Here is a 26470-nt window from a genome sequence, read left to right on the forward strand (position 1 = left end):
TGCACAGATCAGGCAGGCAGTCGATTTTCGATCCGACCCATATGCAGCATCAGGCCGAAGCCCAGAATGCACATGATCAACACCCCTGTCGTCAAAGGCGTAATCGATCCATCAAACAGCAAGCCCACGGGTGCGGCGATTGCCGCAGCCAGAACCGTTGCGATCGACCCAATGACAGAGGCGGCCATTCCCGCGATATGACCCATCGGTTCCATCGCGATGGCGTTCAGGTTGCCCATGGTAACGCCCGCCATGAAGAATACGGTAGTTTGCCACGTCACGAACAGCGCGAATGAGGCGTCCTCGGACAATGGCATCGCGTTCAGGACAATTACGCATGCGGTGATAATGATCTGCGCACCAAGGGCCCAGGTCACGATCCGGCGCATGCCGAGGCGAACAACGAGCGCGGCATTCAACAGACTGGCCGAGCCCGAGATCAGCGCCACAAAACCGAACCAGAACGGAAAGCTCTCAGCTCGGTCATGTATGACGTCAAAAACCGGTTGCACCATTGTCAGCATGGTAAACAGCAATCCCATACACAACGTCTGCACAAGGATTGAAAGTCGCACGGTGGGATGGGTCATCATCTCCTTCACAGCTGCGATCATTAATGGCAGTCGAAAGGGGCGGCGATTTTCAGGAGCCAGCGACTCGGGCAACCGCGTTGCCATCCAAACTACGATGATTGAAGCAAAAAGCATGAAGGATACGAAGATCCCGCGCCATCCAACCAAGGCGATAACACCTGCACCAAGCAGCGGTGCTGCGGCCGGAACCAGCGTGAAGATCATCATGGCAATCGAGATGATGCGCGCCATCTCGCGTCCCGCATAGAGGTCCCGAATGATCGCCATCGCCACAACACGCGGGCCAGCAGCGCCGAGGCCTTGGACAACCCGCGCAGCCAATACCAGCTCGAGCGAAGAACTGGCCCAAGCAACTGCCGACGCCAGGATATAGAGGGCGACGCCTCCATAGATAACCGGTTTGCGTCCAACGGCATCCGAAATCGGGCCCGTGAAAAACGTCCCGATGCCCATGCCCAGCACAAAAGATGTCAAAATCAGTTGCGCTTTGTTCATGTCATTGGGGCTAAGCTCTTTACCGATTTCGGGCAGAGCAGGCAGCATTGAGTCGATCGAAAAGGCAATCGTGGCGAACATCATCGCGACCAGCGCAATGAATTCGCCCCGGGACATGCGATTGGTCATGGGGAGCTCCTTCCCAGCAGCGCTATCACGGTGCCGAAGAACGGACTAGATCAGAAATGCACAGGGGTCTGTGCTATTCTGCAGAGGAAGCCTCAAACTGAGACATAATCTCGGATATTACTTTGCCCCATAATTCAGGGGGTTGCGCACCGGGAACCGCGTGTTGGTTCGCTACGATGAAAGTGGGAACCGAATTCACGCCCATCTCGCGAGAATGGCTGTCGCGGGTTCTTATGTCTTCGCGATCGGATTCCGATTGCAGCAATTTCATCACGACTGCCGCGTCCATGCCAACGCTGTCTGCGATATCGGCCAGAACTTCTCGATCTCCGATGTCGCGTGCTTCGACGAAATATGCGTTGAACAGGGCATCGACCACGGCGTTCTGCTTGCCCTCTATGCCAGCCCAATGGATCAGGCGGTGTGCGTCCAGCGTATTTGGTGTACGTTTCATGCCCTCGAAATCGATCTTCAGACCAGCGTTCTCGGCGTGCTCGACCACCGGTGCATAGGCGCGAACTGCGCCGTCTTTTCCGCCAAACTTACGCTCCAGATACTCACGCCGGTCCATCCCTGCATCGGGCATATCCGGGTTCAACTGAAACGGATGCCATTCGATCACAAACGGATGGTTCGGGATTTCGGCCAGCGCCTTGTCCAGATGGGTCTTGCCGATATAGCACCAGGGGCAGATCGGGTCGGACATGATATCGAGCTTAACGGTCTGTGTCATTCGGACGTTGCCTTGAAATAGGCCGGCAGGGCGCGGCGCAGGAGTTTGCCGTTGCCCCCAGTGGGCAGTTCGGACAGATGGACAAAGGCCCGCGGTTGTTTGTAGCGCGCCAGCTTGTCAGACACATAGGCGCGCAAAGCCCCCGCGTCCAGTTCGTGGGGTCCGGTGTAGAATGCAACAATGATCGAGCTGTCTTGTTTAACCTCAACCGACGCAGCGCCAACCTGCGTGATACCTGGGTGGTTCGACAAGGCAGCCTCAACTTCGACCGGGGAAACCCGGTACCCGCCTGCGTTCATCATGTCATCATCGCGGCCCATATAAGTTATCTGCCCGTCTGCGGCCATCGCACCCTGATCACCTGTCAGGAACCAGTTCCCAGCGATACGTGCGTCGGCCTCTTCGGGTGCGTTCAGGTAAGTCAACATAAGGCCCGGATCGTCACGGTGAATTGCAATCGTGCCTTCTTGTCCCTGCGGGACCGGGCCATCGGGACCAACAATGGCGACACGGCGCCCGGGTTGCGGCTGACCCAACGCCTCACCGCGCGCCGGGTGGCTGGGGCTGGATGAGATAAAGGTCGAACATTCCGACATGCCATACGCTTCGTATAGTTCTGTTCCGGTGGACCGCACCCACTTGTCGTGCAGGTGACGTGAGAGCTTTTCTCCGGCGCACAGGCCATGGCGCAGATCAGGTAAGTCTAGTCGCTGATTGCCTTGCATGATCTTCCGAAAGATCCCGGGGGCAGCTGCAAAAATCGTGGCGCGTTGTTGGGTCAGCAGGGTGGGCAGATCTCGGATGTTCGTTCCCGGCTCTGGAATCAGTGCCGTTGCGCCGATGGTCCACGGGTCCATCAACCCGGTACCCAGAGTATAGGTCCAGTTGAATGCTCCGGCGTGGCACAATCGATCCGAAGATTGCAGACCGTACCAGCCATCGACCATCATTTGCCGCGCCCAGATGGCGCGATGCGCGTGGGCGACCGCGCGCGGCTTGCCTGACGTTCCCGAGGTATAGACAACATAGGCCAGTCGCTCGGGGTCACCCATCGCAAACTCCGCCGGCGGCAGCGTTCGCATTCCGACAAGCTCATCCAGCCGCATTTGGTTGGGGTGCTCGGCGCAGGTGACCTGCGGATCGCGCAAAACGGCGGCAGGATTCAGATCGTCGATGATCTTGACGGTTTCCGCATCTGTCAGTTGTGATGAGGTTGGGACTGGAACCAGCCCCACGGCGATTGCTCCAAGATATGCGATTGGGAAATCGACTGTATTGCCAAGTCGCATCAAAATGATGTCGCCGGGCTTGAGGCCGCTCTGAAGCAAGCCGGTTCCTGTACCCAGGATCGCCGCTTTCAGCTCGCTGAAGGTCCAGTCGACTGCGCTGTTCTGCCCAAGCACAGATAGGGCGGTTTTTTCCGAATAGCTTTGGGCATGACGCAGGACATGCGCGGCAAGATTGAATGGGCGCGGGCAGGGCGGCGGTGGTCCCTGATCAAAGATCGACAACATGGGAACTGGCTACAGCTGCGCACGGCGCGTTGCAAGCAGAGCATGCTGCCCCTATAGAAAGACGCATGAGCAAGAATGATCATAAGTCCATCGTCAGAATTGCCCGCGACAATGGTATTAATACCGAGCTTGAGCCCGTCGATCTGGGCGCGCGTGTGCGTGAGCTGCGAAAAGCCCGAAACTGGACGCTGGAACAGGCGGCCAACCAGGCCGGGTTGGCAAGGTCGACACTTAGCAAGATCGAAAACGGTCAGATGTCGCCGACTTATGATGCGTTGAAGAAGCTGGCGATAGGGCTGGAAATTTCGGTGCCTCAGCTGTTCACTCCGCCCCAGCGTGATCAGGTCATAGGCCGAATGGCGGTGACCAAAATGGGCGCGGGGGCTGCGCACGCGACCACAACCTATGAGCATGAACTGCTGGCAGAAACGCTTACCAAAAAGCAGATGCTACCCTATCGTGCCCGAGTGCGCGCACGATCTATGGAAGAGTTTGATGGATGGGTACGTCACGATGGTGAGGAGTTCTTGTATGTCCTGACCGGCGTGGTGCGCCTGTTCACCGAATTTTATGAACCAGTCGAGATGCGCCGGGGCGATAGCGCCTATTATGACGGTAGCATGGGGCACAATGTAATTTCGGTTAGTGACGAGGACGCCACGATCCTTTGGGTGACGTCACTTACTTAAGGTTTGCGCAACTTCGCGGTTCAACGCTTCGGTATACAGGAAATCCTCAAGCTCTTCCCGGGCTTCATTAACAGTCAGATGGTGACGTTCGGCCAGATATGCTTCGAACTGCTTACGATCTTCACCAACGCGCGCCATGTCCCTGTCCCGCAGGTTTGGAAATCTGCGTTTTGCACGCGCATACGACGCGCCCCAGTCTTGCGTCAGATCAGCCCAGTTCAACATCTACGAGCCTTCCCTTTATTCGGTTCCAGGATTGCTCTCCCCGGTATTAGCGTACGGAGTGTGGGGGGATAATGCGGACATGACAAAATGTCGCAGGTTGCCGTGACGGCAACCAAAGGCAAAAACCCGCTGCGGCTAAACCGCAACGGGCCGACGGACCTGCTGTTTTAGTGAGTGGCGGCCGGTCCGTTGTTCTTCTGACTTAAACAGCCAGTACAGTATCACGTACCCGAAAAATGCTGCAATTATCTGCACTAAGATATTCATCGGGATATGTACAACGTATAGTCCGTGCCACGAGTCCGTAAAGCCCCTTGCGATGATTTTGACCGGATAAGCAATACTTGTGCAATTTGTGTACCAGTAGGTGCGAATGGTTCCGCGACCCACAAGCTCTGGTATTGGTCACAGTTTGTGACGGGTTCAGCCGAAAATCGCTTATGGCTGACAATCTGCCCTGTCGCCGTGCCATTGCCGGATCAACCAATTTTAGGCCCGGATATGCGCTGAACTAAAAGCCGCGCGGTCTTGTCAGTCCTCGTACCACCAGACCTGCGGCATGTATTCGGGGCCATCTCCATAAATCGGAAGCGAGGCAGGCTGCTTCAACTCCTTCACGTGGGCGATGCGGCCGACATCGAAGCTCCAGATCGGAATGACGTAACGGCCAGTGGTTAGTACGCGGTCCAACGCGCGGGTAGCGGCCACAAAATCCTCGTGGCTTTCCGAGGCCAGCATTGCATCGATCAATCCGTCAACGGCAGGAGAGGTCAGCCCCATGACATTCCTAGTCCCCGGAGTGTCGGCGTTTTCGCTGCCCCAATACAGGCGTTGTTCGTTGCCTGGCGACAGCGAAAGGGCACGGCGGAAGGGCGTCATGTCGAAGTCTTGCGCGTCGATACGCGAGGTGTACTGCGCGTCGTCAACTTTTTCGACGGTCAGTTGAATGCCCAGGCGCTCCAACGCGCGTGCATAGATTTCCGCGATCACACCGACATCCTGCACCACATTCAGGCTGCCCTGGCTGATGACAAGGTCGATTTCAAACGGTTTGCCATCGGCATTGCGAAGCTGACCGTCCTGAATTGTCCAGCCTGCCTCTTCCAGCAGTTTTAGCGCCTTGCGGATATTGCTCCGATTGCGTTCGGTTCCATCACCCGCGGGCAATTCATACCCCTCAATGGTACCCGGCGCCAGTTCGGCGGCGTAAGGTTGCAGAAGGTCTGCGACGCGACCGGTGGCCGCACCGGGTTGCATGCCCAACTCGGAGCCTGAGAAATAGGACGTAATTCTGGGTTGCGCGCCGCCTGTGATGGTGTCGTTGATGAATTCAAAGTTAAACGCCAGAGTCAGCGCTTCGCGAACGCGCCAGTCGTCAAAGGGGGCCTTACGCGTGTTCATGACAAAACCGGTCATGCCCGAAGGTTTTTGATGCGGAATTTCGGTCTTTACAACATCACCGCGTTGCGCCGCCGGGAAATTATACTGAGTGTTCCATTTGTCCGCGTTAAACTCGCGCACGGCTGAAAGTTCACCTGCCTTGAATGCTTCGAATGCAACGGTGCCGTCACCATAGAATTCGATCCGCATGTCATCCAGATTCATTGTGCCCTTGCGGTAGGGGATATCGGCACCCCAGTAGTCAGGATTGCGGCGTAGGTTTACATAGCGGCCAGCTTCGTAATCATCGATCACGTAGGGTCCTGATCCGATGGGTATATCTTGCAACTGAGCGTCTGCGAACGATTTCCCCTCCCATTGCGCCTTTTGCAGGATAGGGCGCATGCCGGCGATCAGGGCCAGCTCGCGATCGGGTTCATTAAAGCTGATCCGGACACTGCGTGGGCCGGTCTGTTCAATGCTATCGATCTTGCCCCACAGCCCGCGATACCGCAGGTGGCCTTCGGTACCCAGCGTCTCATAGGACCAGATAACATCTTCGACAGTGACTGGTGCGCCATCCGAGAATCGTGCGTTTTCACGCAAAGTGAATTCGACCCAAGTGCGGTCCGAATCTGTCTCAACTGATTCGGCTAACAACCCGTAAAGAGTGAAAGGTTCGTCCCAGGACCGCCCCATCAGGCTTTCATGGGTCCAAAATCGCAGCTGCCAGGGTGACGTGCCTTTTTGCACAAACGGGTTCAAACTGTTATAGCCGCCGGTATTTCCAAATACGACCTTTCCGCCCTTGGGCGCGTCGGGATTTGCGTAGGGTAGCGACACAAAATCCGGTGGTAGTGCCGGGTCGCCATACATAGCTATGCCATGGGCTGATTCTGCCGAAGCGAATGAAGCCGCAAAAATGCAGGCGATTCCCGCAATTGCTGGTCGGAGGGGGTGGAGATAATCGGGGCTCATTTTGGAAACAATCCTGCTCTGGCCTTATTTTGTTTGGGATTCACCGTAGCCATGATTTTTCTTATTATCAAACTTTTAGCTTGGACGGATGCAAAGAATTGCTTATAAAGGGTGCACTGCTCGATAGGTTTCTTGCCTGTATGAAACCTGCCTCAATAACTTAACGCCCGCTTCGTGCGGGCGTTTTTTTTGGCAAAATCTGCCGGGATGCACCCGCTGTATCATTCCCCGTTTCCTTTGCAGGTGCAGCATGGCACTGTGTGGCTGAATTGAAATCAGGACGGAGAGCAGGCATGAGCTTGGCGGGAAAAACAGCCATCATAACAGGGTCGAATTCAGGGATTGGACTGGGCGTTGCGCGTGAGCTGGCCAAGGCGGGTGCGGATGTGGTTCTGAACTCGTTTACCGACCGGGATGAAGATCATACGCTGGCTGCCGAGATTGGGAAAGAGACCGGGACCAACGCGCGCTACATCAAGGCGGACATGTCGAAAGGCGATGAATGTCGCGCACTTATCGAACAGGCAGGTGCCTGCGACATATTGGTGAATAATGCGGGCATCCAACATGTTTCACCGATCGATCAATTTCCGACTGATAAATGGGATGCGATCATCGCGATCAACATGAATTCAGCCTTTCACACAACGGCTGCAGCCTTGCCGATGATGCGCGCGGCAGGTTGGGGCCGTATCGTGAATATCGCTTCGGCACATGGGTTAACGGCCTCTCCTTTTAAGGCAGCTTATGTAGCGGCAAAACATGGTGTGGTTGGGATGACCAAAACCGTTGCGCTTGAGACGGCTCAGGAACCGATCACGTGCAACGCTATCTGCCCGGGTTATGTGCTGACCCCACTGGTTGAGGCGCAAATCCCCAATACGATGAAGGAATATAACATGAGCCGCGAGGATGTTGTGAAGAACGTCCTGCTGGAACGGCAACCTTCAAAAGAGTTCGCGACGGTTGAACAGCTTGGTGGCACGACCATCTTCTTGTGTTCGGATGCGGCTGCGCAGATCACCGGGACGACGATTTCGGTCGATGGGGGGTGGACCGCGCTTTGAGGATGCATGGGGGCTCTGCCCCCAACCCCCCGGGATATTTTTGGCCAGATGAAGAGGCGGAAGTATGAAGCGGATCAATCTGGCTTTGCAGGGCGGTGGTGCCCATGGTGCGTTTACCTGGGGTGTGCTGGACCGTCTACTGGATGAGGAGGATGTCGAGGTTGCGGCGATCACTGGAACCTCGGCTGGCGCCCTGAACGGAGCCGCGTTCAAATCCGGAATGGTCCATGCGGGGCGCGAAGGCGCTCGGGCCTGTCTCGACGATTTATGGACGCGCATGGGCGCTGTTGGTGATATGCGGATCGTTCATTGGATGCGCGGAATAGAGCCTGCGCATATATCGCAGGCGCTTGAGTATTCACTGCCGTATTCGATGGCCGAAACATGGTCGCGGCTGGTGTCTCCCTATGCTTACGGGCCGTTCTATCGCAATCCGCTTGAGCCGGTAGTGGATCGGTTCAATTTTGATGAGATTTGTGCAGATGAAGGACCAGAGCTTTTTGTCTGTGCGACATGTGTGCGCAGCGGCAAAATTCGGGTCTTTGCTGAAGATGAGATATCGACCGACGCAATTTTGGCGTCGGCCTGTCTGCCCAACCTATTTCAGGCAATAGAGATCTATGATCCAAAATCTGGTCGTACCGAAGCGTATTGGGATGGGGGATATACTGGCAACCCGGCGTTGTACCCCTTGTTTGGTGGTGATCTTCCCGACGATGTGGTGATTGTAAATATCAACCCCTTAGAAAGGGACGAGGTGCCGAAGACGCCGCAGCAGATTCAGAACCGAATTAATGAGATCAGCTTTAACTCATCGCTATTTCGTGAATTGCGCGCGATTAGCTTTGTGCAGCGGCTACTGGCCGAGGGAAAATTGAAAGCAGGCGAGATGAGCCGGGTGCTGGTTCATATGATCGCGGATGATGCTCTGATGAACGATCTGTCGGCTGCGACAAAAACTGTTCCAAATCCGGTTGTTTTGAACAGGTTGAAGCAGGCCGGGCGCGGTGCGGCAGATCAATTCTTGCGCGCCCACAAGGATGATCTGGGCGAACGCAGTACTGTCGACCTGCCTGCCATGTTTGGCTGACTACTCCGGCGGCTGGGTCGGGTCTTTTTCGTTTGGGTATACCAGCCCCGCTGAAATCACCAATTTGGCTGCGTCCTCGATCGACATATCCAGCAGGATCACGTCTTCGGCTGGGAAAAACAGCAGGAAACCGGATGTGGGGTTTGGGGTCGTCGGGACAAAGACGCTGAGCAACTCACCACCCGTTTCGGCACGTTGGCTGACTTCGCCCCGCGCTGTGGTCGAAACAAATCCAATCGCCCAAATTCCGCGGCGCGGATACTGGATCAGACAGGCTTTTTCGAAAGAGCGTTCTGTCTGCGCAAAGACTGTTTCCGAAATTTGCTTGATGCCGGAATAGACGGACCGGACGACGGGCATCCGATCAACGAGGCTTTCGGCGAAGTGGATCAGTGAACGGCCCAAAATACCTTTGGCAATCCAGCCGACGATGACCGTGAAGATCAGGAAGATGATGACGCCGACGCCGCGCAGGTTGATCCCAACATACTCGGCTGGTTGGAATTGCTGAGGGATCAATGGCAGCACGGCGCTGTCGATCCAGCCCACGACCGACCAGATCAGCCAGATCGTCAACCAAACCGGAGCAATGACGACAATGCCCGTCAAAAATGACGCGCGCAGTCCGGACAGAAGGCCCGAGCGGCGATGTGGTTCTTCGTCAAACGGCGTGTTCATTGCGGTCCTGAGTGGTTTGCGGAATTAGTTAAGCAGTCCGAGGTCTTGGTACAATAGGCTTATGTCACACAGCCGTCTTTACCAGCGCTATTGCTATGCCCGCCGCCAGCCGTGCATTGTTGCGTACCAGAGCGATATTGGCGATCAACGAGCGACCATTGGTCTGTTCGTAGATGCGTTGCAGTAGGTAAGGCGTAACGCCTTTGCCGGTGATCCTGTGCGTTTCGGCATCGGCCTGTGCGGAAGCAATGATCGGGGCAAGTTCCTCGGCAGCGATCTGATCGGTCTGCGGGATCGGATTGGCTACGAGTTGCCCACCGGGTAATCCCAGCGCCCGCCGCGCGGCATGGGCTTTGGCGATGTCCTCTGCGCTGTCCATCCTCAATGGAGCAGCCAGCGGAGACTTGGCTGACCAGAACGCCGGAAATTCGTCCTGTCCGTGTGCGATGACCGGCACACCGAGCGTTTCCAGAACCTCAAGCGTTTTGGCCAGGTCGAGAATAGCTTTGGCTCCGGCCGCAACAACCGTCACTGGTGTTTGCGCAAGCTCATGCAGGTCAGCAGAGATATCAAAAGAGGTTTCAGCTCCCTGATGAACGCCGCCGATGCCGCCTGTGGCAAATACTTCGATACCTGCATAATGCGCTGCGATCATGGTAGCTGCGACGGTGGTGGCCCCTGTACCGCCAGTTGCAAGACAAGCAGCCATGTCAGCGCGCGACAGCTTGGCAACGCCTTGCGCCTGACCAAGGGCCTGAAGCTGATCGGACTCAAGCCCAATGTTAAGCACGCCATCGATCACGGCGATAGTTGCGGGAACTGCGCCCGCATCGCGAATGTCCTGTTCGACCTGTGCGGCAACCTCGATGTTCTGGGGGTAGGGCATCCCGTGGGTGATGATAGTGCTTTCCAGCGCAACAATGGGTTGGCCTGCGTCTTTTGCGGCGCGAACCTCGGCGGAATATTGGATGTCGATCACAGTGGAGTTTCTCCGGAAACATATGTTGCAGCGGAATGCAAGGCACGTTTGAGCGCGGCGTCGTTGTCAGCGCCACTTGCTTCGGCAGCGATATGGGCTGCCATGAAAGTATCACCTGCGCCGGTCACGCGGGTGACCAGAACGGAAGGTGGTTTTTGAGTCAGAACACTCTCAGCGCTGCCGACAGTGGCCGAGTTGCCGCCATCGGTCACCAGAACACGCAATGCGCCACGGTCAAGCAAGCCCTGAGCAGCACTTTCGGAATCGGTGAATTCGCGTTGGCACAAAAGCCCAGCTTCTTCGAGGTTTACATAGAGCGTTGCGCGCGCGTGTTTCAGAAAAGGTAACAAACGCTCGGCCTTGCCGGGGGACGCGGGGGCCACGCGAAGATCGGCGCTGGCAAAGGCGGGGCTTTGCGCGATCTCTTCCAGCAGGTTCAGGGTTAGGTTGCCGTCCAGCGCGATGGGGCCTTCAAAAGGTGTATTTTCATAGCCCAAAGGTCCATGCATCAAGGGACGTAAGATTTTTGCTCCCGCCGCCTCAAGTGAATGGGCGTCTGCAATGGCTGCGATTAATCCATTGGCACCTTCGACGGCCATATAGCGGTCGGTCGGCAAGTCTTGCGAACGGTAGATGTGGTCGGTCACCATGCCCAGCCGTGCGCAGGAGTGGACCAGTTCATCGCCTTCGGGATCGCGGCCGATTGCAGTGAGCAGCGTAGGGGTCATCCCAAAGCGCACCAACGTCATAGCGATGTTCATGGCGACACCGCCGGGCAAGCGGGTAATCCGCCCTGGTACGTCCGATCCCTGCCGCATGACGCTGGCAGATCGCCCGATCACGTCCCACAGGACCGATCCGATACACAGGATTTCGCTGTTCTGAGTCATGCTTCGTGTCATGCCGCAGCCCCGACGCGGGTGCAAGGGTTAACGCTCACAGTCGTCAGCGCATTGCGGCGATCAGAGTGTTCAATGCATCCAGCGGGTTGTCATGTGACCAGATCTCATCACCGATGCCAAAGAAATCTGTGCAGGGGGTCAGGTCTCGGATCAGGTCTTCGGTAAGCCCGCCTTCGGCCACCACCGGAACCTCGATCATCTCAGACCACCATTGGAACAGGTCTTGCTCAGCGCGGGTTCCATCGCCCAGCGCGACGTTGCCGACCGGGCCAAAGGCAACATAGTCTGCACCACCTTCTCCAGCGGTCATGCCATCATGGCTGGAGGCTCCGCAAAAGCTGCCGACGATGGCATCTGGCCCCAGTTCCTTACGCGCAGCCCTGACCGAGCGTGCCGCATCGTCCAGATGCACCCCGTCCAGACCCAGCCGTTGCGCCAGCAGTACATGGTTCGAAATCACCAGCGCCACGTCATGCGCATGAGCAACCTCACGGCAGGCATCAGCGGCGCGAGCGATGGTATCTTCGTCACTTCCTGCCAGAGCCAGGCGGATACAGGCGATCTCGGCCCCGTCCAGAACGCGGGACAACTGGTCGGGGAAAGTGCTCAGTGTGATCGCTGGTGGGGTGATCAGATAAATCTGCGGCTGCTCGGGGGTGTCCATTGGCGCGTCCTTCGCTTTCAGTCTTTCGCGCGGTTTAGCGGATTGCGGGCGGGAAGCAAACTTTTATGCCGTCTCGTGCTGGATTAGACGCGCCGGGTGCCTTGCCCTGCGGGGGAGACGCGATTAGAGCAGGCAGACCTTTTCGGAGACAGCCATGCCCAGCGATACATCCCAGCCTTCTTTCGTGCTTGTGCGCCCTCAGATGGGCGAAAATATCGGTGCTGCAGCACGGGCGATGTGGAATTTCGGACTGGACCGGATGCGGATTGTTGCACCGCGCGATGGATGGCCGAACCCCAAGGCCGTTGCGATGTCCAGCGGCGCAGGGCGATTGCTGGATGAGGCACAATTGTTCGACGATCTGGCTGGAGCATTGGGGGATCGCACATATGTCTTTGCGACCACGGCACGGCAACGGGGCTTGACCAAGCCAGTGTTCAGCCCCGAGCGGGCAATGCAAATCGCCGCGGAAAAGGTGGCCGCTGGTGAAAAGGTGGCTGTGCTGTTCGGTCCAGAACGCGCCGGGCTTGAAAACGAGGATATCGCCAAGGCAAACGCGATTATCTCGGTACCAGTGAATCCCGAATACGCGTCGCTGAACCTTGGGCAATGCGTTTTGCTGACGGCTTACGAGTGGATGCGCCAAACTGGGGATGTGATGCATGAAGCCACTGATCTGGGCAAAGGCGACTGGGCTACGGGGATCGAGGTCGAGAAGCTGGTCGAGCATTACGAGGATCGGTTGGAAGAGGCGGGATTTTTCTACCCGCCCGAAAAGGCCGAAGGGATGAAGACCAACCTGCGCAATCTATGGTCCAGGATGCGGATGACGCGGGCGGACGTTCAAATGCTGCACGGGGTGATGCGTCAGATGGTCCGCTGGAAGGATCGGGGCTGAGGCTGGACCTCGCCCCCAAGTCAACCTAGCTTGCGACGAAATCCAAGGCACAAGAGGACAGCATGAGCGGTAAGCGCAGCATCTTCGAAGACGTCTCAGACACTGAAAAACCACAAGCGGTTCAGCCGGGTGTGATCGATCGCGGGCGCGGTGGTGCACGCCAGGCCATTCGCGTCTGGCTTATGATCCTGTTTGCGCTTGTGGTCATCATGATCGCGGTCGGCGGACTGACCCGACTGACAGATAGCGGCCTGTCGATCACCGAATGGCGTCCGATCACCGGGGCCATCCCGCCGACCTCCGAGGCTGACTGGCAGGCCGAGTTCGACAAATACAAGCAAATCGATCAATGGCGCATCCAGAACCAGTGGATGGAGCTGGATGATTTCAAGTCAATTTACTGGTGGGAATGGGGCCACCGCCAACTGGGCCGCGTGATCGGACTGGTCTGGGCTCTCGGCTTTTCCGGTTTTCTTGTTGCCCGCAAGATACCGGCTGGTTGGACCGGTCGATTGCTGATCCCCGGAGCGCTCGGTGGCGTTCAAGGTGCTGTTGGTTGGTGGATGGTTGCGTCGGGTGTGACGCAAGGCGAGGGGATGACCGCAGTTGCAAGCTATCGACTAGCGGTGCATCTGGGGCTTGCGTTTGTCATCCTCGGATTTCTGGCTTGGTACATCTTCATGTTGGCGCGCGAGGAGCGCGATCTGATGCAAGCACGCCGCGCAAAGGAAACCCGGTTGTTCTCGCTTTGCACAGGTCTGATGCATTTCGCCTTTTTGCAAATACTCATTGGGGCGCTGGTCGCGGGTATCGACGCGGGTCGTTCCTATACGGATTGGCCTTTGATCGGAGGTCAGCTTCTGCCACCGGACGCCACGATGCTTGAACCGATGTGGCGAAATTTCTTCGAAAGCCCGGGCCTTGTGCAATTCATCCACCGCTGCGCTGGTTATCTGCTGTTCGCTTTTGGTGTCGTTGTTTGGCGGCGCGGCGCGGCAAGTGCGCATCCGCAGACGCGGTTCGCTTTCAACGCCGCATTCGCTGCGCTTTCGCTACAGGTGGTGGTCGGTATCATGACAGTGATCTACGCGGCACCCTGGCAAATCGCGATATTCCACCAATTCATGGCCGTCGTGGTTTGGACGCTGATCCTGCGTGCACGTTTTCTCACGGCCTATCCTATTGCAACTTCTCTGCGCGGAGCATAACTCAGATGACAGCTTTCAACGACCTGATGGCCTATCAGCGCCAAACTTCGGCCCTTGGCCAGATCGCCGGACGTCTGGGATGGGATCAGGAAACGGTAATGCCGCGCGGCGCAGCTCCGCAACGGGCCGAAGAGATGGCTGCGATCGAAGCCGTGCTTCACGCGCGCCGCTCAGACCCACGTGTGGCAGAATGGCTGGAGAGCGCATATGCAACTAGCGAAGCGGACAAGGCTCAGCTGCGGGAAATTCGACGCGAATATGATCGGGCGGTGAAGGTTCCATCGGATCTGGCTACTGCAATTGCACGCGTGACGTCCGAGGCGCAGGGAAAATGGGCGCAGGCCCGCGCGAATGAGGATGTCGCTGCTTTTCTACCCGTTCTGGAAGAGGTTGTTGCACTTAAGCGCGAGGAAGGTGCCGCGCTCGCTCAAGGCGGTGATATCTACGACGCAATGGTCGAAGATTACGAGCCCTACACGACGGGTGCGCAGATTGCCGAGATATTCGACCAGATGCGCCCACGTCTGGTTACTTTGCGCGCAGCTGTCCTAGATCGGCCCGAGCCTGCGGCTCTGACCGGTAGATTTGACGAGTTGATCCAAATGCGCCTGTCGCAAAAGCTGGCCGTCGCCTTTGGCTATGACCTAAATAATGGCCGCGTGGACAAAGCTGTACACCCGTTCAGTTCTGGCAGCGGGCTGGATGTACGCATCACCACCAGAACCAGCGAAACGGACCCGTTCAATTGCTTCTATTCCACGATCCACGAAGTGGGACATGCGGCTTATGAACAGGGGATCGACCCGGATTATTTGCTGACGCCTTTAGGGCGCGGTGTATCCATGGGAGTTCATGAAAGCCAAAGCCGGATTTATGAAAACCAACTGGGCCGGTCCCGCGCCTTCACCGGCTGGCTTTTCGATCAAATGAAAGAAGCCTTTGGCGATTTTGGCATCGCCGACGCCGATGCCTTCTATGGCACCGTTAACCGAGTACACAGTGGATACATCCGGACCGAAGCGGACGAAGTGCAGTACAACCTGCATATCATGCTGCGGTTCGATCTAGAGCGTGCGCTGATGGCAGGTGATCTGCAAGTCAGCGACCTTGAAGCCGCGTGGAATGATCGTTTCGCCGCAGATTTTGGATATGCGGTCGACAAGCCTTCGAATGGGTGCCTGCAGGATGTGCACTGGTCTGTTGGGCTGTTTGGCTACTTCCCGACCTACTCGTTGGGGAATGTCTACGCAGGATGTCTGAATCAGGCTTTGCGCAAGGCCGTACCCGATTTGGATTCGCAATTGGCTGCGGGCGATTCCTCGGGCGCCACCGGATGGCTGCGCGAGAACGTCCAGCAATTTGGCGGCCTTCATGCGCCGCGCGAAAACATCCAGAGGGCAAGTGGTGTCGAGCCCGGGCCGGAGGCGTTGTTGACCTATCTTGAGAACAAGTTTGGGGCATTGTATGGGCTTTGAGCGATGGCCGATTATTAACTTCCTGAAGGTGTACGCAAGTTTTTGAGTTCAGGATCTTGCTCAAAAGAAACGCCCGCCTCAGGCCCATCCTGTGAATTCGATTTTTTCGCTGCAAACGCACACAGCGCAGATTTTGCTGGGTGTGCATTATCTTGAGTACGGCGATGTGGCGTAAGGAGCCACCATTCGGGCCCGGCGCAGCGAGAATTCCCCAGGCAATTAACGAGACGCGGACACTACCGCCATTGGCAATCTGACAATGAACGACTGCTTTGGTCGCAACTCGACCGCAGCAAAAAACAGCAAGGGTGGGAAAGCGAAATTCGTAGCGGGTTGGGTGGACTAAAAGAAGACATTATCTGAAGACACTAATTTGTTCATTGCGTGAAGCTGAATTGATGAAAGAATGCTTCAACCGAAACGACTTGCGCAATCTAGTGGTATGTTCGACATTTTGAAAATGGATCCGGAAACACTCTGTCTCGTGGGCAGTCAAATGGCGCGCATGCGTAAAGGGGGAAATTTGGCTAAAGTTCTGTTGGTGGAAGACAACGAAATGAACAGCGATATGTTGTCGCGTCGGTTGGCGCGTAAAGGCTTCCAAGTTATCGTTGCGAAGGACGGGTTGGAAGGCGTGTCCATGGCTGGTGAAGCAAATCCCGACATTGTTTTGATGGATATGAGCCTGCCTGAAATTGATGGATGGGAGGCGACACGGCGCATCAAGGCAGCACCCGAGACGGCCTCAATCCCGGTGGTTGCGCTGACGGCACACGCAATGGCCAGCGACCGGGAAAAGGCGCTGGAGGCAGGTTGCGATGACTTTGATACCAAACCTGTCGAACTTAACCGTTTGCTTGAGATAATGGAAAAACTGCTGTCAGCCTCTGGAGGTAGATCCGACTACTAAGATTTCCGTCCAGTGATGAAATATGTTTTTGCCTGGCCTTTGCCCTTAATTCTCACATCCATCGGATCAGTTAGGTCAAAGCAATGCGTAACCCGCCTTGCAGTCTCCTCTGAGACTTGAATGCGGCCTGGCGCACCCGTTGTTTCAAGACGGCTGGCGAAATTCACTGTATCCCCCCAAACATCGTAGAGAAAACGGTGTGACCCGATTATTCCGGCGACTACGGGCCCACTGTGGACGCCGATTCTAAGATGCATAGGGTAGTCCAGCTCGTGGTTCAGCGCTTCGACCTGAGATAACATCCGACAAGCCAGTTCAACCATCACTTCAGCGTGGTCATTCCGGTGGTCGGGTACTCCGGCCGCGGCCATGTAGGCATCTCCGATTGTCTTGATCTTTTCCACACCAAGTTCCGAAGCCGCCTTGTCGAAGCCCGAAAAAACCCGATTAAGGTAGTCAACCACTTGCGCGGGTGACAATTTCGCCGACATCTCCGTAAAGCCAACCATGTCCGAAAACAGGACAGTCACATCGTCATGACGGTCGGCAATCGTGGCCTCTCCGTCGTTCAACCGTGTCACGATTTTTTGCGGCAGAATACTATGCAACAGGTCTTTGTACTTTTGCTTCTCTGCCTCCATCTGAAAGAGATAGAGGCGCTCTCGCTCCCGCCACTGTCCTTTCTCAAGCGCGGCGTTGATCCGAGCTTGCAACAAGATTGGGTTGAACGGTTTAGGGAGGTAATCTTCTGCTCCGATCTCAACGCAACGCGCGACGCTTTCGATCTCATCGAACGCGGAAATCATGATGACCGGGATGTCGCGCCAGTCATCGTTTTCTTTCAATCGCTTCAAAACATCATAACCGTTGAGATCCGGCATCATAAGATCAAGCAGGACCAGATCGAACGCGTGTTGAGATAGCTTTTCCAGAGCCGAATATCCTCCGTCGGCGGTCCAGACTTGATGGCCATCCCGTTCGAGCCGCCGGGCAAGCAGCGTACGGTTAGCTTCGACATCATCTACGACTAGGATGGTTCCGGTTAGCGAAGCAGTCTCCGCAACCGGATCAATCGAGCGCATGCTTTGAGCCAGATTCGCGAACATTTCAGCTGCGTCCTGCGATGCCTCGGGTATTTTGAAGCCATCGCCGGACTGGTTGTCGGACAACGATGCGAGCACATCAATTTCTTGCAATAGAGAATCCGTATGCTTCAGCAATCCGCGCAGGTCCAACTCCAGATGTCCTGCGTTTAGATCCTCCAGATCCTCAAGCAGCATTTCGCTGTAGCCCTTGATCGCATTCATCGGCGTTCGCAAATCGTGACGAAGCCTTTTCACTCCTTCGTCACCGCTTACCGTAAGCTTCAAGGCCATTCGGGGATGCAGAAGCTGGTCCACAAACACGCTTAGTTCGGTTGCAGCCTGAGATATTCGGTTCAGGTCTGATGCGGCTTCCTTCAGAGTAAGGCGTTCAGCCTCACTTTCGAGAAACTCACATAGCCCGACTACCGCACTGACCGGGGAAATCAGGTTCTGGCGTAAATTTGCCAGCCACATTGCCTGTGCCTGCTCGGGTTGGGTATTCGGGGCGCTACTCACAGCCTATACGTCTTCAGATCGAGAAGCCGAAAGGATTTCGTTCAACTGGTTCAGAATGATTTCAATCTCATCCCCATCTTTGCGGACCAGCGTCTGGAACGAGCCATTCAGTTGCGCGCGGTCCTCGCTGGACAGGGATTTGGCGGTCACGATGATGACGGGAATATTCTTCCACTCCGGGTTCTTTCTTATCCCCGCCAAGAACTCAAAACCGTCCATCTCGGGCATCATGAGATCAAGTAAAATCACGTCCGGCACGAACTGAGAGAGGCGTTGAAGGGCATCCAGTCCATTGATCGCCTCGTCAATCTGCCAGCCTTCTTTTTCGAGAACGCGACAGATTAGCTCACGCGTTGCAGCCTCGTCCTCGACGACCAGAACGCGTGGCGTTGGCAGAGTTGGGCAGTGCTCTTTGAGGACACTCAGAAGCTCGGTAGTGTCAATTGGCTTGCCCAAATATTCACTGGCTCCCAGCGACAAACCTCTTTTGCGATCCTCTGCGAAAGTCAACATGATGACAGGAATATCCGCAAGTTCGGGATCGTCCTTGAGCTTGGACAAAACAGCCCAGCCATCGATTTCGGGCATGAAGACATCGAGCGTGATAGCATCAGGACGGGTTGTTCGAGCCAGTTCTAATGCCTCATCGCCGTTGGCCGATGCGAGGACGCGATATCCCTCACGAAGTAGTCGTCGACCAAGAAGATCATGCACGGTCGGATCGTCATCCACCAACAGAACCAGCGGCGCATTCGGGTCATTGTTCAAATCATTTCCCGACTGATCAGCCAGACTAATCACGCCCGTTGACGGGTCGCGACAGATGCGCGGTAGGCGAATTGTGAAGGTCGAACCTTCGCCAAGCGCACTTTCGCAGTGAATGTTGCCGCCCAACTGTTCGCAGAAGGCCTTTGTGATAGACAGCCCCAATCCGGTACCACCGTAGTTACGCGTTGTTGAGGAATCTGCCTGCGTAAACGCATCGAATATCCTCTCGACCTGCTCTAGCGACATGCCGATGCCGTGATCGGTGACCGCAAATTCCAGTTGATCTGTGTCGTTCGATTTTACAACCGATAACGTGATCATTTCCTGTTCTGTGAACTTACAAGCATTGGACAACAAGTTCAGCAGGGCCTGCCGCACCTTGGTCAAGTCACAGACCATCTCGCCGATATCATCAGGGCACTCAATTTCCAGCGTGTTGTTGTTCTGCTCAGCCAACGGCTGCACTGTCGCGCTTACATCTTTGATCATCTGGAAAACGTCGAAAGTTTCCAGTTCGAACTCCATCTTTCCGGCTTCGATTTTGGAGAGGTCCAATACATCATTGATCAACGCAAGCAGGTGTTTCCCGGCAGATTGGATCTTCTTCAAGTCGCTCAGGTTTGCGTCATCCTTCTGGTCGATGGCTTCTTCCAGCATCAGTTCACTATATCCAATGATCGCATTCAGCGGCGTGCGCAGTTCATGGCTCATATTGGCAAGGAAAGTGCTTTTGGTCTTATTGGCGGTCTCAGCGATATCGCGGGCCACCCGCAACTCGCTCTCCACACGTTTTTGCCGCGTAATATCCCGACCGTAGATATTCGCGTATCCTCCTTCCGGAACCGGCCACAGCAAAAGAGAATAGGTCTGACCACCAGCCTTATACTGGAAATCTGCCCGTTGACCATCCTGCAAACCCTTGGCAACACGTTTACGCCAACCCGTTCCCACTCGGTCACCAACTTTTAGCTGCAGCGCTTCGATTAATGGAGCGCTTGCCTTATTGGCGTAAGTCAGTTCGCCCTGATCGGTGATACGCAACACCGGGTTCGGGTTCTCTTCCGGAATGCGGGCCAGTTCACGTATCTGGTTTTCGGCTTTAAGTTGATCGTTCAAGGCCCTTGCGTTGGCCAGGCTCAACTTGATGCTATCGATAGCAGTTGATCGTGTCAGAAACGTAAGCTTTACGATTGCCAAAAACACGCCAAGAACGATGAAGGTGTTGATATACCACGCTAATGGACCCCACAGCAGCATGGCAATCCAAGTAAAAAACAGAATTTGGCTTGAGAAACCAAAGGACACTCTCATCGAAAATGTCGTCGACCCGCCCAGTGCGCCGACAAATGCAAACAAATACAGCATCATCTGCTCGTAGGGAACCAAGTATGGCATCATGAACAAGTTGAAACTACCCCAACCAGCCCCCAGAACCATCGAGGTGACCAGGATGACTTTCAGCCGCCGATGGGATATCGATCTAGGCCTGGGTTTAGTACGCAGTTTATAGTAACTCTGCATGCCCAACAGGTTCACAATCGCCAGTACCGCAAGCGATCCGATCGCAGGGATCGTCAGATGGGAAGGCCCAATCTGCACGATCTGAACAGCAAACGCCGTCAAAAACGAAAGCGCAAAAACGGGTGTCGTAGACACCACATTCAGTGCTTCGTAAATGCGTAGTTCGCCTTCGTAATCCTGTTCTTGCATGCCCGGCACACGCTTCTCCCCCAAAAGCCGCCCAATTTTCGGTCACTAAATCAGGTACGGCCCTAATCTTGCAAGATTTATCGACGGTTGCATTTTTGAATGTGCTCGTTGCGTACGGTTAGGTTCTCATGGTTCGGGCAGCGAGTTCTCATTTCAATACTGTTCCTGAGCCATCCTATATTTCTGCTATGACGCTCAAGAGGCCATAGTTTTGTGCGAGAACGTCCAGCAATTTGGCGGCCTTTATGCGCCACGCGAAATCATCCAGAGGGCAAGTGGTGTCGAGCCCGGGCCGAAGGCGTTGTTGACCTATCTTGAGAACAAGTTTGGGGCATTGTATGGGCTTTGAGCGAGGGCCGAATATTAACCTCTATAAGGCGTATGAAAGTTAACGAATTCAGGATTTTGCTTAATAGCAACATCCGCTTCGAGCCCAAAGCGGACACTCGCTCAATCTTGATTGGGTGTCGATTATTATCCCACAACCGTTTTATTGACTGATCGGTTGCCAGAATCGCAGTCTTAGGTGATCCTTCAAGAAATCGAAGGATCGCAATATGTTTAGGTTTCTATTAATTGCATTCGGTATTTGCGTATCTACTTCAGCGTTAACGCAAGAGTCGTCTGAAGATGTAGCGGCAAAAGATGATACCTCGGCGACCTCGTCCAGTCTGCTAACTGACGCTGAGTTGCAGACATTGGTCGCCCCGGTTGCTCTTTATCCCGACACGTTACTCATACAGATATTTGTCGCGGCAACCCAGCCATTGGAAATTGTTAAGGCTGAACGGTATTTGCTCGATAACGCCGACCGCGACCCTGTTGAACTGGAACCGGAAATCGATGCAATGGGATGGGATCCTTCTGTCAGTGTGTTGGCAACGGCGTTCCCCCAAGTTGTTGGTCAGATGGCCACCCATATCGACTGGACCGAGACAGTTGGCACTGCCATGTTGGCCCAGTCCGACGATGTGATGGATGCGGTGCAGGTCATGCGGGATCAGGCAATTGACAGTGGCGCTCTTGTTACAGGGCCCGAGCAAACTGTCGAAGTGTCTGAGGACGACACCATAGTAATTACGCCGACAGAACCCGAGACGGTATACGTCCCACAATACAATCCCGAGACGATTTATACTGGCCCGTCAACCGGGGATGTTGTGGGCGCAGCACTACTGACTTTTGGCGCTGTTGCCCTGATCGACGAAATTTTCGACGACGACGATGATTGGAACGACTACTGGGGGTGCCGAAATTGCGGTGGCTGGGGCGGCGGTCCGATTTATAGAAATCCAGACATCGACATAGACGTGGATGGCAACGTCAATATCGGCAATGATATAGATTTAGGTGACCGAACGGATATCGGATGGAACCCCGATCCTGACCGGCAACAGGAGGCCCGGAACAAAATAGCGGACCACAAAAGACCCGAAGGTGGCCGTAGCGACTTGCCGGTTAACCGTCCTGACGGTCGCACGGATGAGCTGCGTGCAAAGTTGAGCCGAGAATCTGGTGCTGCAGATATTAGCCGGGACCGCGGGGCGGCTGCAGCCGCGGTCGGTGCGGGTGCAGGGGCTGTAGCAGGCGGTGCCTTGGCGAACCGGAACAACGCTGATCGGGACAAGGCTGCCGCAAAGCAACAAGCCATTGATCGCACCAAACGTCCAGATTCAGCGAAAAAGCCAGTCGCACAAAGACCGCAGACCGCCAAGAAGCCGCAAGCGAAGAAAGCCGCATCGACGCAGCGCAAGCCCGCGGCATCCAAAGGGCAAGCGATGAAGAAAAAGGCGTCCGGCAGCAGAACTCAAAGCGCGTCCAAGCGTGGACACGCCGCTAAAGGCAAGCGGAGACGGTAAAATGCGTAGATCAGTATTTTCAATTTTGTTGCTTGCCGCGACCACAAGCCCGGCCCTCTCTGAAGGAGCCAGATTTGATACGCCGCAAACCGCACTGGATGCTTTTGTTGATGCGTTGAAGGCTAATGATCAGAGCAAGCTGATCGAAATTTTCGGGCCTGAAGCCGAGGATCTGGTTGGAACGGGTGATCCGACGGAAGATCAAGAAAGAAGGCAGGAAGTGCTTGGCATGTATGCCGAGGGGTATCGTTTCCGGCCTGAGGACGATGGCGTTGTACTTCTTCTAGGTGAAGACGGTTGGCCTTTTCCTATCCCAATTCTGCGTAGAGATGACGGTTGGCGCTTTGACCTGGAGGCTGGGATCGAGGAACTTTCAGCTCGTGAAATAGGCTTGAATGAGTTGGAAGTGATCGAATTGCTTGAGGCCTATGTTGACCTGCAGGCAGCTTTCCGGCTTGTGGACCATAACGGGAATGGCGTTATGGAATTCGCTCAGACGATCATTTCCGATCCGGAAGAGCAGAACGGTCTCTTCTGGCCTGGAAAAGACAGCTTTGTCGGTGCAGCGCTTGCCCGCGCCGCAGCTTCGGGGTGGAGTGACGGTCAGGTTGACTATGAGGCCGAACCGTTTCTTGGCTATTATTACACAATCCTGCAAGAGCAGGGCCCTAACGCTCCAGGGGGTGCCTACCCCTATTTCGTCGGGGATCACTTTGTTGCAGGACATGCCTTGCTGGCAATACCGGCAGACTACGGAGAAACTGGTATTCATTCCTTTCTGGTAGGCGAAAACGGCATAGTCTACGAGGCAGATTTTGGCCCGGAGACACTCAGTATTGCATCTGAAATTTCTGCTTATGATCCAGACACGAATTGGTCACCGGTCGAGTAATATTTGGATTGAAAGTGGCGCTAAAACTCTGCGCTTTGCTGAGGCCACTATTTGCGGTTCGTGTGACAAACTTCAGTTCGATGGTTACGTGTACCCGAACAGGTTCAGCCCGGATCGCTCTTGCAACACCCATTGTGACTGCGAGCAAATTGCCCATCTTACGACTTGATCCATTCTTCTGCCTTCACACGTTTCGACTGAATGACTGAAAAGTTCGCAGAGCTGTAATTGGAAGGTTTAGACCAAAGAAACCGAGCTTAACTCACCCGATTTCGTTCTCGATCCTTCATTCTTCGGCTTCTTCATCACCCTGGTCTGCAATCCAGGCAACACTGACGACTTCTTCGCCCTTGCCCGTATTGAAGACTTTCACACCGCCCGCGCTGCGGGAGCGGAAAGAGATCCCATCAACCGGCACCCGGATCGACTGACCCTTTGAGGTGGCCAGCATGATCTGGTCGTCAATATCAACGGGGAAGGATGCCACCAATTTACCGCCGCGCATGGCCTTGTCCATCGCTGCCACGCCCATACCGCCGCGTCCGCGAACCGGGTAATCGTGGCTTGAGCTCAGCTTGCCCGCGCCCCCTGCCGTAATGGTCAGGATCAGGTTCTCGGCAGCCGACATCTCGGCATAACGTTCCTGTGGCAGCACACTGTCGGCGTTACCTTCATCTTCTTCCGTCTCGGATTCATCGGTGACACCGGCCATAAGGCGGCGCATTTTAAGGTAAGCGGCCCGTTCATCCGAGGTGGCGTTGAAGTGGCGGATGACCGACATCGAAACCACCTCATCATCGCCGGTCAGACGTACACCGCGTACACCAACAGACGACCGGCTGTTGAACACCCGTACATCTGTTGTTGAGAAGCGGATTGCGCGGCCAGATTTAGTGACCAGCATGACGTCATCATCTTCGGAACAGATACGCGCGTTGATCAACTTGGTGTCGGCGTGATCCTCTTCGAACTTCATAGCGATCTTGCCGTTGCGCTTGACGTTGGTGAAATCTGACAAACGGTTGCGCCGCACGGTGCCTGCACTGGTGGCGAAGATGATCTGCAGGTTTTCCCATTCTTCATCCGGCACATCCACCGGCATAATTGCAGCAATAGAAACCCCGGTTGGAATCGGCAGGATGTTGACGATGGCTTTGCCTTTGCCAGTCCGCCCCGATTGCGGCAGGCGCCAGGTCTTAAGCTTGTAGACCATGCCATCCGTTGTGAAGAACAATAGCTGCGTGTGGGTATTTGCCACGAAGAGCGTGGTGACCACGTCTTCTTCTTTGGTCTGCATACCAGACAGACCTTTGCCGCCGCGCTTCTGGGCGCGGAAATCAGCCAGCGGAGTGCGCTTGATGTATCCGCCCGAGGTGACGGTCACGACCATATCCTCACGCTCGATCAGGTCTTCGTCTTCCATGTCGCCGGACCAGTCGACGATCTCGGTGCGACGTGGAACGGCAAACTGGTCTCGTACGCTGCGAAGCTCATCGCCGATGATCGACATGATGCGTTCGCGCGAAGATAGTATATCCAAGTATTCCTTGATCTTGGCGGCGAGTTCTTCCAGCTCGTCTGTGACCTCTTTGACACCCAGTTGGGTCAGACGTTGCAGACGCAGTTCGAGGATGGCGCGGGCCTGAACTTCGGTCAGGTTATAGGTGCCGTCGTCGTTCATCTTGGACAGAGGATCGTCGATAAGACGCAGATAGCCTTCGATATCAGCCGCCGGCCAACGGCGGGTCATCAGCTTTTCACGTGCTTGCGCTGCGTCTGCAGACGAGCGGATCGTGGCGACGACTTCGTCCACATTGGAAACAGCGACCGCCAGACCACAGAGAATATGGCTGCGTTCGCGTGCTTTGCGCAGATCGTACGCAGTACGACGGGCAACCACATCCTCGCGAAAATCGATGAAGGATGTTAGGAAGCGGCGCAAGGTCAGCTGTTCGGGGCGACCGCCATTCAGGGCCAGCATGTTGCAGCCGAACGAAGTTTGCATAGGTGAGAAACGATAGAGCTGGTTCAGCACCACTTCGGGCGTTGCATCGCGCTTCAATTCGACGACGACGCGCACACCATTGCGGTCGGATTCGTCCTGCACATGGGACACACCTTCGATCCGCTTCTCACGCACGGCCTCGGCAATCTTTTCGATCATAGCGGCTTTGTTCACCTGATAGGGAATCTCATCGACGACGATGGCGTAGCGGTCCTTACGAAGCTCCTCGACACGGGTCTTGGAACGGATGATGACGCTGCCACGGCCCTCCAGATAAGCTTTGCGCGCGCCGGACCGGCCCAGCATTACGCCGCCGGTCGGGAAATCTGGGCCGGGGACGTATTCGATCAACTGTTCCGAGGTCAAGTCCGGGTCATCGATCAGCGCCAGAGTTGCATCAACCACTTCACCCAGATTGTGCGGAGGGATGTTCGTTGCCATACCCACAGCGATACCGCCGGCACCGTTGACGAGCATATTTGGGAAACGGGCGGGCAGGACGGTCGGCTCTTTGTCTTTGCCGTCATAGTTGTCCTGAAAATCGACCGTATCTTTTTCAATATCGGCCAGCAGGGACGCGGCAGGCTTGTCCATCCGAACTTCGGTATAACGCATGGCAGCCGGGTTATCGCCGTCCATCGAGCCAAAGTTGCCCTGACCATCCAGTAGCGGCAGGGACATCGAGAAATCCTGTGCCATCCGCACCAGCGCGTCATAGATCGCACTATCACCATGCGGGTGGTATTTACCCATCACGTCGCCGACCGGGCGGGCCGATTTGCGGTAGGCCTTTTCGTGCGTGTTCCCGGTTTCGTGCATTGCATACAGGATGCGGCGGTGCACCGGTTTCAAACCATCGCGCAGATCGGGAATGGCGCGGGACACGATGACCGACATGGCATAGTCCAGATAGGACGTGCGCATCTCGGATTCGATGGATACCGTCGGGCCGTCATAAACGGGGCGCTCGGGCGGTGTTTCATCCATGTTTTCAGGTATTTCTGGCGTATCGCTCACGTAGGCTGCCC

General features: G+C 55.5%; 21 protein-coding genes. 9 read left to right on the forward strand and 12 right to left on the reverse strand.

Going from position 1 to position 26470, the window contains the following annotated elements; all coding sequences use genetic code 11:
- Positions 1–8 precede the first annotated feature (8 nt).
- The 3 genes from AC2FI7_RS03225 to AC2FI7_RS03235 all read right to left on the reverse strand — a co-directional run bounded on the left by AC2FI7_RS03225 (position 9) and on the right by AC2FI7_RS03235 (position 3464).
- Positions 9–1217, reverse strand: coding sequence for a multidrug effflux MFS transporter (locus AC2FI7_RS03225; protein ID WP_010440329.1), 1209 nt, complete (start codon positions 1215–1217; stop codon positions 9–11).
- Positions 1218–1290: 73 nt separating this feature from the next.
- Entirely contained in the window at positions 1291–1950 is a 660-nt protein-coding gene (locus AC2FI7_RS03230; RefSeq protein WP_010440328.1) for a DsbA family oxidoreductase, read from the reverse strand.
- Positions 1947–3464, reverse strand: coding sequence for a class I adenylate-forming enzyme family protein (locus tag AC2FI7_RS03235; RefSeq protein WP_010440327.1), 1518 nt, complete (start codon positions 3462–3464; stop codon positions 1947–1949). Before AC2FI7_RS03235 ends, AC2FI7_RS03230 begins: the two co-directional genes overlap by 4 nt.
- A 65-nt stretch (positions 3465–3529) precedes the next feature.
- Here AC2FI7_RS03235 and AC2FI7_RS03240 point away from each other — a divergent pair, with 65 nt between their 5' ends.
- A complete protein-coding gene (locus tag AC2FI7_RS03240) occupies positions 3530–4153 on the forward strand; it encodes a helix-turn-helix domain-containing protein (RefSeq protein ID WP_010440326.1) in 624 nt (207 codons plus the stop codon).
- Here AC2FI7_RS03240 and AC2FI7_RS03245 read toward each other — a convergent pair.
- Together AC2FI7_RS03245 and AC2FI7_RS03250 are read right to left on the reverse strand one after the other, a co-directional pair.
- The gene (locus AC2FI7_RS03245) at positions 4142–4378 is read right to left on the reverse strand and encodes a hypothetical protein (RefSeq protein WP_010440325.1); all 237 of its coding nucleotides are present in this window, start codon (positions 4376–4378) and stop codon (positions 4142–4144) included. The genes AC2FI7_RS03240 and AC2FI7_RS03245 overlap by 12 nt on opposite strands.
- Positions 4379–4909: 531 nt before the next feature.
- Positions 4910–6736 carry an extracellular solute-binding protein gene (locus tag AC2FI7_RS03250; protein ID WP_496815219.1) on the reverse strand — a complete coding sequence of 609 codons (1827 nt, stop codon included), beginning with the start codon at positions 6734–6736 and terminating at the stop codon, positions 4910–4912.
- A gap of 293 nt (positions 6737–7029) precedes the next feature.
- Between AC2FI7_RS03250 and AC2FI7_RS03255 the strand changes: the two genes are divergently transcribed.
- Both AC2FI7_RS03255 and AC2FI7_RS03260 read left to right on the forward strand, forming a co-directional pair.
- Positions 7030–7803: a 3-hydroxybutyrate dehydrogenase gene (locus AC2FI7_RS03255; RefSeq protein ID WP_170781722.1), complete on the forward strand. Its 774-nt coding sequence runs from the start codon at positions 7030–7032 to the stop codon at positions 7801–7803.
- Positions 7804–7867: 64 nt separating this feature from the next.
- Complete coding sequence (locus tag AC2FI7_RS03260; RefSeq protein ID WP_010440322.1) at positions 7868–8893, forward strand: patatin-like phospholipase family protein; 1026 nt, start codon at positions 7868–7870, stop codon at positions 8891–8893.
- Here the strand turns inward: AC2FI7_RS03260 and AC2FI7_RS03265 are convergent, their stop codons facing one another.
- From AC2FI7_RS03265 to AC2FI7_RS03280, 4 genes are all read right to left on the reverse strand, one after another.
- Positions 8894–9571 carry a DUF502 domain-containing protein gene (locus AC2FI7_RS03265; RefSeq protein ID WP_010440321.1) on the reverse strand — a complete coding sequence of 226 codons (678 nt, stop codon included), beginning with the start codon at positions 9569–9571 and terminating at the stop codon, positions 8894–8896.
- A 64-nt stretch (positions 9572–9635) separates the two neighbouring features.
- On the reverse strand, positions 9636–10550 hold the full coding sequence (locus tag AC2FI7_RS03270; protein WP_010440320.1) for a pseudouridine-5'-phosphate glycosidase: 915 nt from the start codon (positions 10548–10550) through the stop codon (positions 9636–9638).
- Positions 10547–11440 carry a PfkB family carbohydrate kinase gene (locus AC2FI7_RS03275; protein ID WP_010440319.1) on the reverse strand — a complete coding sequence of 298 codons (894 nt, stop codon included), beginning with the start codon at positions 11438–11440 and terminating at the stop codon, positions 10547–10549. Before AC2FI7_RS03275 ends, AC2FI7_RS03270 begins: the two co-directional genes overlap by 4 nt.
- 55 nt (positions 11441–11495) lie before the next feature.
- Positions 11496–12116, reverse strand: a complete 621-nt coding sequence (locus tag AC2FI7_RS03280) for a thiamine phosphate synthase (RefSeq protein WP_010440318.1) — start codon at positions 12114–12116, stop codon at positions 11496–11498.
- Between the two features lie 154 nt (positions 12117–12270).
- On the opposite strand from AC2FI7_RS03280, the gene AC2FI7_RS03285 reads away from it, so the two are divergent.
- The 4 genes from AC2FI7_RS03285 to AC2FI7_RS03300 all read left to right on the forward strand — a co-directional run bounded on the left by AC2FI7_RS03285 (position 12271) and on the right by AC2FI7_RS03300 (position 16607).
- On the forward strand, positions 12271–13014 hold the full coding sequence (locus AC2FI7_RS03285) for an RNA methyltransferase (protein WP_010440317.1): 744 nt from the start codon (positions 12271–12273) through the stop codon (positions 13012–13014).
- 62 nt (positions 13015–13076) lie between these two features.
- Positions 13077–14222: a heme A synthase gene (gene ctaA, locus AC2FI7_RS03290; RefSeq protein WP_010440316.1), complete on the forward strand. Its 1146-nt coding sequence runs from the start codon at positions 13077–13079 to the stop codon at positions 14220–14222.
- Between the two features lie 5 nt (positions 14223–14227).
- Entirely contained in the window at positions 14228–15697 is a 1470-nt protein-coding gene (locus AC2FI7_RS03295) for a carboxypeptidase M32 (RefSeq protein ID WP_010440315.1), read from the forward strand.
- A 523-nt stretch (positions 15698–16220) separates the two neighbouring features.
- The gene (locus AC2FI7_RS03300; RefSeq protein WP_029621834.1) at positions 16221–16607 is read left to right on the forward strand and encodes a response regulator; all 387 of its coding nucleotides are present in this window, start codon (positions 16221–16223) and stop codon (positions 16605–16607) included.
- On the opposite strand, the gene AC2FI7_RS03305 is transcribed toward AC2FI7_RS03300, so the two are convergent.
- Complete coding sequence (locus tag AC2FI7_RS03305; protein ID WP_496815225.1) at positions 16604–18208, reverse strand: adenylate/guanylate cyclase domain-containing protein; 1605 nt, start codon at positions 18206–18208, stop codon at positions 16604–16606. The two genes, AC2FI7_RS03300 and AC2FI7_RS03305, sit on opposite strands and share 4 nt — an antisense overlap.
- A 3-nt stretch (positions 18209–18211) precedes the next feature.
- Positions 18212–20686, reverse strand: coding sequence for a response regulator (locus AC2FI7_RS03310; RefSeq protein ID WP_010440312.1), 2475 nt, complete (start codon positions 20684–20686; stop codon positions 18212–18214).
- A gap of 557 nt (positions 20687–21243) precedes the next feature.
- Here AC2FI7_RS03310 and AC2FI7_RS03315 point away from each other — a divergent pair.
- Both AC2FI7_RS03315 and AC2FI7_RS03320 read left to right on the forward strand, forming a co-directional pair.
- Positions 21244–22545: a DUF3300 domain-containing protein gene (locus AC2FI7_RS03315; RefSeq protein ID WP_496815227.1), complete on the forward strand. Its 1302-nt coding sequence runs from the start codon at positions 21244–21246 to the stop codon at positions 22543–22545.
- 1 nt (position 22546) lies between these two features.
- Positions 22547–23437, forward strand: a complete 891-nt coding sequence (locus tag AC2FI7_RS03320) for a DUF2950 family protein (RefSeq protein WP_010440309.1) — start codon at positions 22547–22549, stop codon at positions 23435–23437.
- 286 nt (positions 23438–23723) lie between these two features.
- Here AC2FI7_RS03320 and gyrA read toward each other — a convergent pair whose 3' ends face one another.
- Positions 23724–26429, reverse strand: a complete 2706-nt coding sequence (gene gyrA / locus AC2FI7_RS03325) for a DNA gyrase subunit A (protein ID WP_496815408.1) — start codon at positions 26427–26429, stop codon at positions 23724–23726.
- Between the last annotated feature and the right edge of the window lie 41 nt (positions 26430–26470).

The organism is Ruegeria sp. YTSA064, from assembly GCF_059610325.1.

What these genes read in the sequence shown, in the direction of transcription:
- AC2FI7_RS03225 (WP_010440329.1), bottom strand. Translation starts at nt 1,217, where the DNA reads ATGACCAATCGCATGTCCCGGGGCGAATTCATTGCGCTGGTCGCGATG.
- AC2FI7_RS03230 (WP_010440328.1), bottom strand. Translation starts at nt 1,950, where the DNA reads ATGACACAGACCGTTAAGCTCGATATCATGTCCGACCCGATCTGCCCC.
- AC2FI7_RS03235 (WP_010440327.1), bottom strand. Translation starts at nt 3,464, where the DNA reads ATGTTGTCGATCTTTGATCAGGGACCACCGCCGCCCTGCCCGCGCCCA.
- AC2FI7_RS03240 (WP_010440326.1), top strand. Translation starts at nt 3,530, where the DNA reads ATGAGCAAGAATGATCATAAGTCCATCGTCAGAATTGCCCGCGACAAT.
- AC2FI7_RS03245 (WP_010440325.1), bottom strand. Translation starts at nt 4,378, where the DNA reads ATGTTGAACTGGGCTGATCTGACGCAAGACTGGGGCGCGTCGTATGCG.
- AC2FI7_RS03250 (WP_496815219.1), bottom strand. Translation starts at nt 6,736, where the DNA reads ATGAGCCCCGATTATCTCCACCCCCTCCGACCAGCAATTGCGGGAATC.
- AC2FI7_RS03255 (WP_170781722.1), top strand. Translation starts at nt 7,030, where the DNA reads ATGAGCTTGGCGGGAAAAACAGCCATCATAACAGGGTCGAATTCAGGG.
- AC2FI7_RS03260 (WP_010440322.1), top strand. Translation starts at nt 7,868, where the DNA reads ATGAAGCGGATCAATCTGGCTTTGCAGGGCGGTGGTGCCCATGGTGCG.
- AC2FI7_RS03265 (WP_010440321.1), bottom strand. Translation starts at nt 9,571, where the DNA reads ATGAACACGCCGTTTGACGAAGAACCACATCGCCGCTCGGGCCTTCTG.
- AC2FI7_RS03275 (WP_010440319.1), bottom strand. Translation starts at nt 11,440, where the DNA reads ATGACTCAGAACAGCGAAATCCTGTGTATCGGATCGGTCCTGTGGGAC.
- AC2FI7_RS03280 (WP_010440318.1), bottom strand. Translation starts at nt 12,116, where the DNA reads ATGGACACCCCCGAGCAGCCGCAGATTTATCTGATCACCCCACCAGCG.
- AC2FI7_RS03285 (WP_010440317.1), top strand. Translation starts at nt 12,271, where the DNA reads ATGCCCAGCGATACATCCCAGCCTTCTTTCGTGCTTGTGCGCCCTCAG.
- ctaA (WP_010440316.1), top strand. Translation starts at nt 13,077, where the DNA reads ATGAGCGGTAAGCGCAGCATCTTCGAAGACGTCTCAGACACTGAAAAA.
- AC2FI7_RS03295 (WP_010440315.1), top strand. Translation starts at nt 14,228, where the DNA reads ATGACAGCTTTCAACGACCTGATGGCCTATCAGCGCCAAACTTCGGCC.
- AC2FI7_RS03310 (WP_010440312.1), bottom strand. Translation starts at nt 20,686, where the DNA reads ATGCAAGAACAGGATTACGAAGGCGAACTACGCATTTACGAAGCACTG.
- AC2FI7_RS03315 (WP_496815227.1), top strand. Translation starts at nt 21,244, where the DNA reads ATGTTTAGGTTTCTATTAATTGCATTCGGTATTTGCGTATCTACTTCA.
- AC2FI7_RS03320 (WP_010440309.1), top strand. Translation starts at nt 22,547, where the DNA reads ATGCGTAGATCAGTATTTTCAATTTTGTTGCTTGCCGCGACCACAAGC.
- gyrA (WP_496815408.1), bottom strand. Translation starts at nt 26,429, where the DNA reads ATGGATGAAACACCGCCCGAGCGCCCCGTTTATGACGGCCCGACGGTA.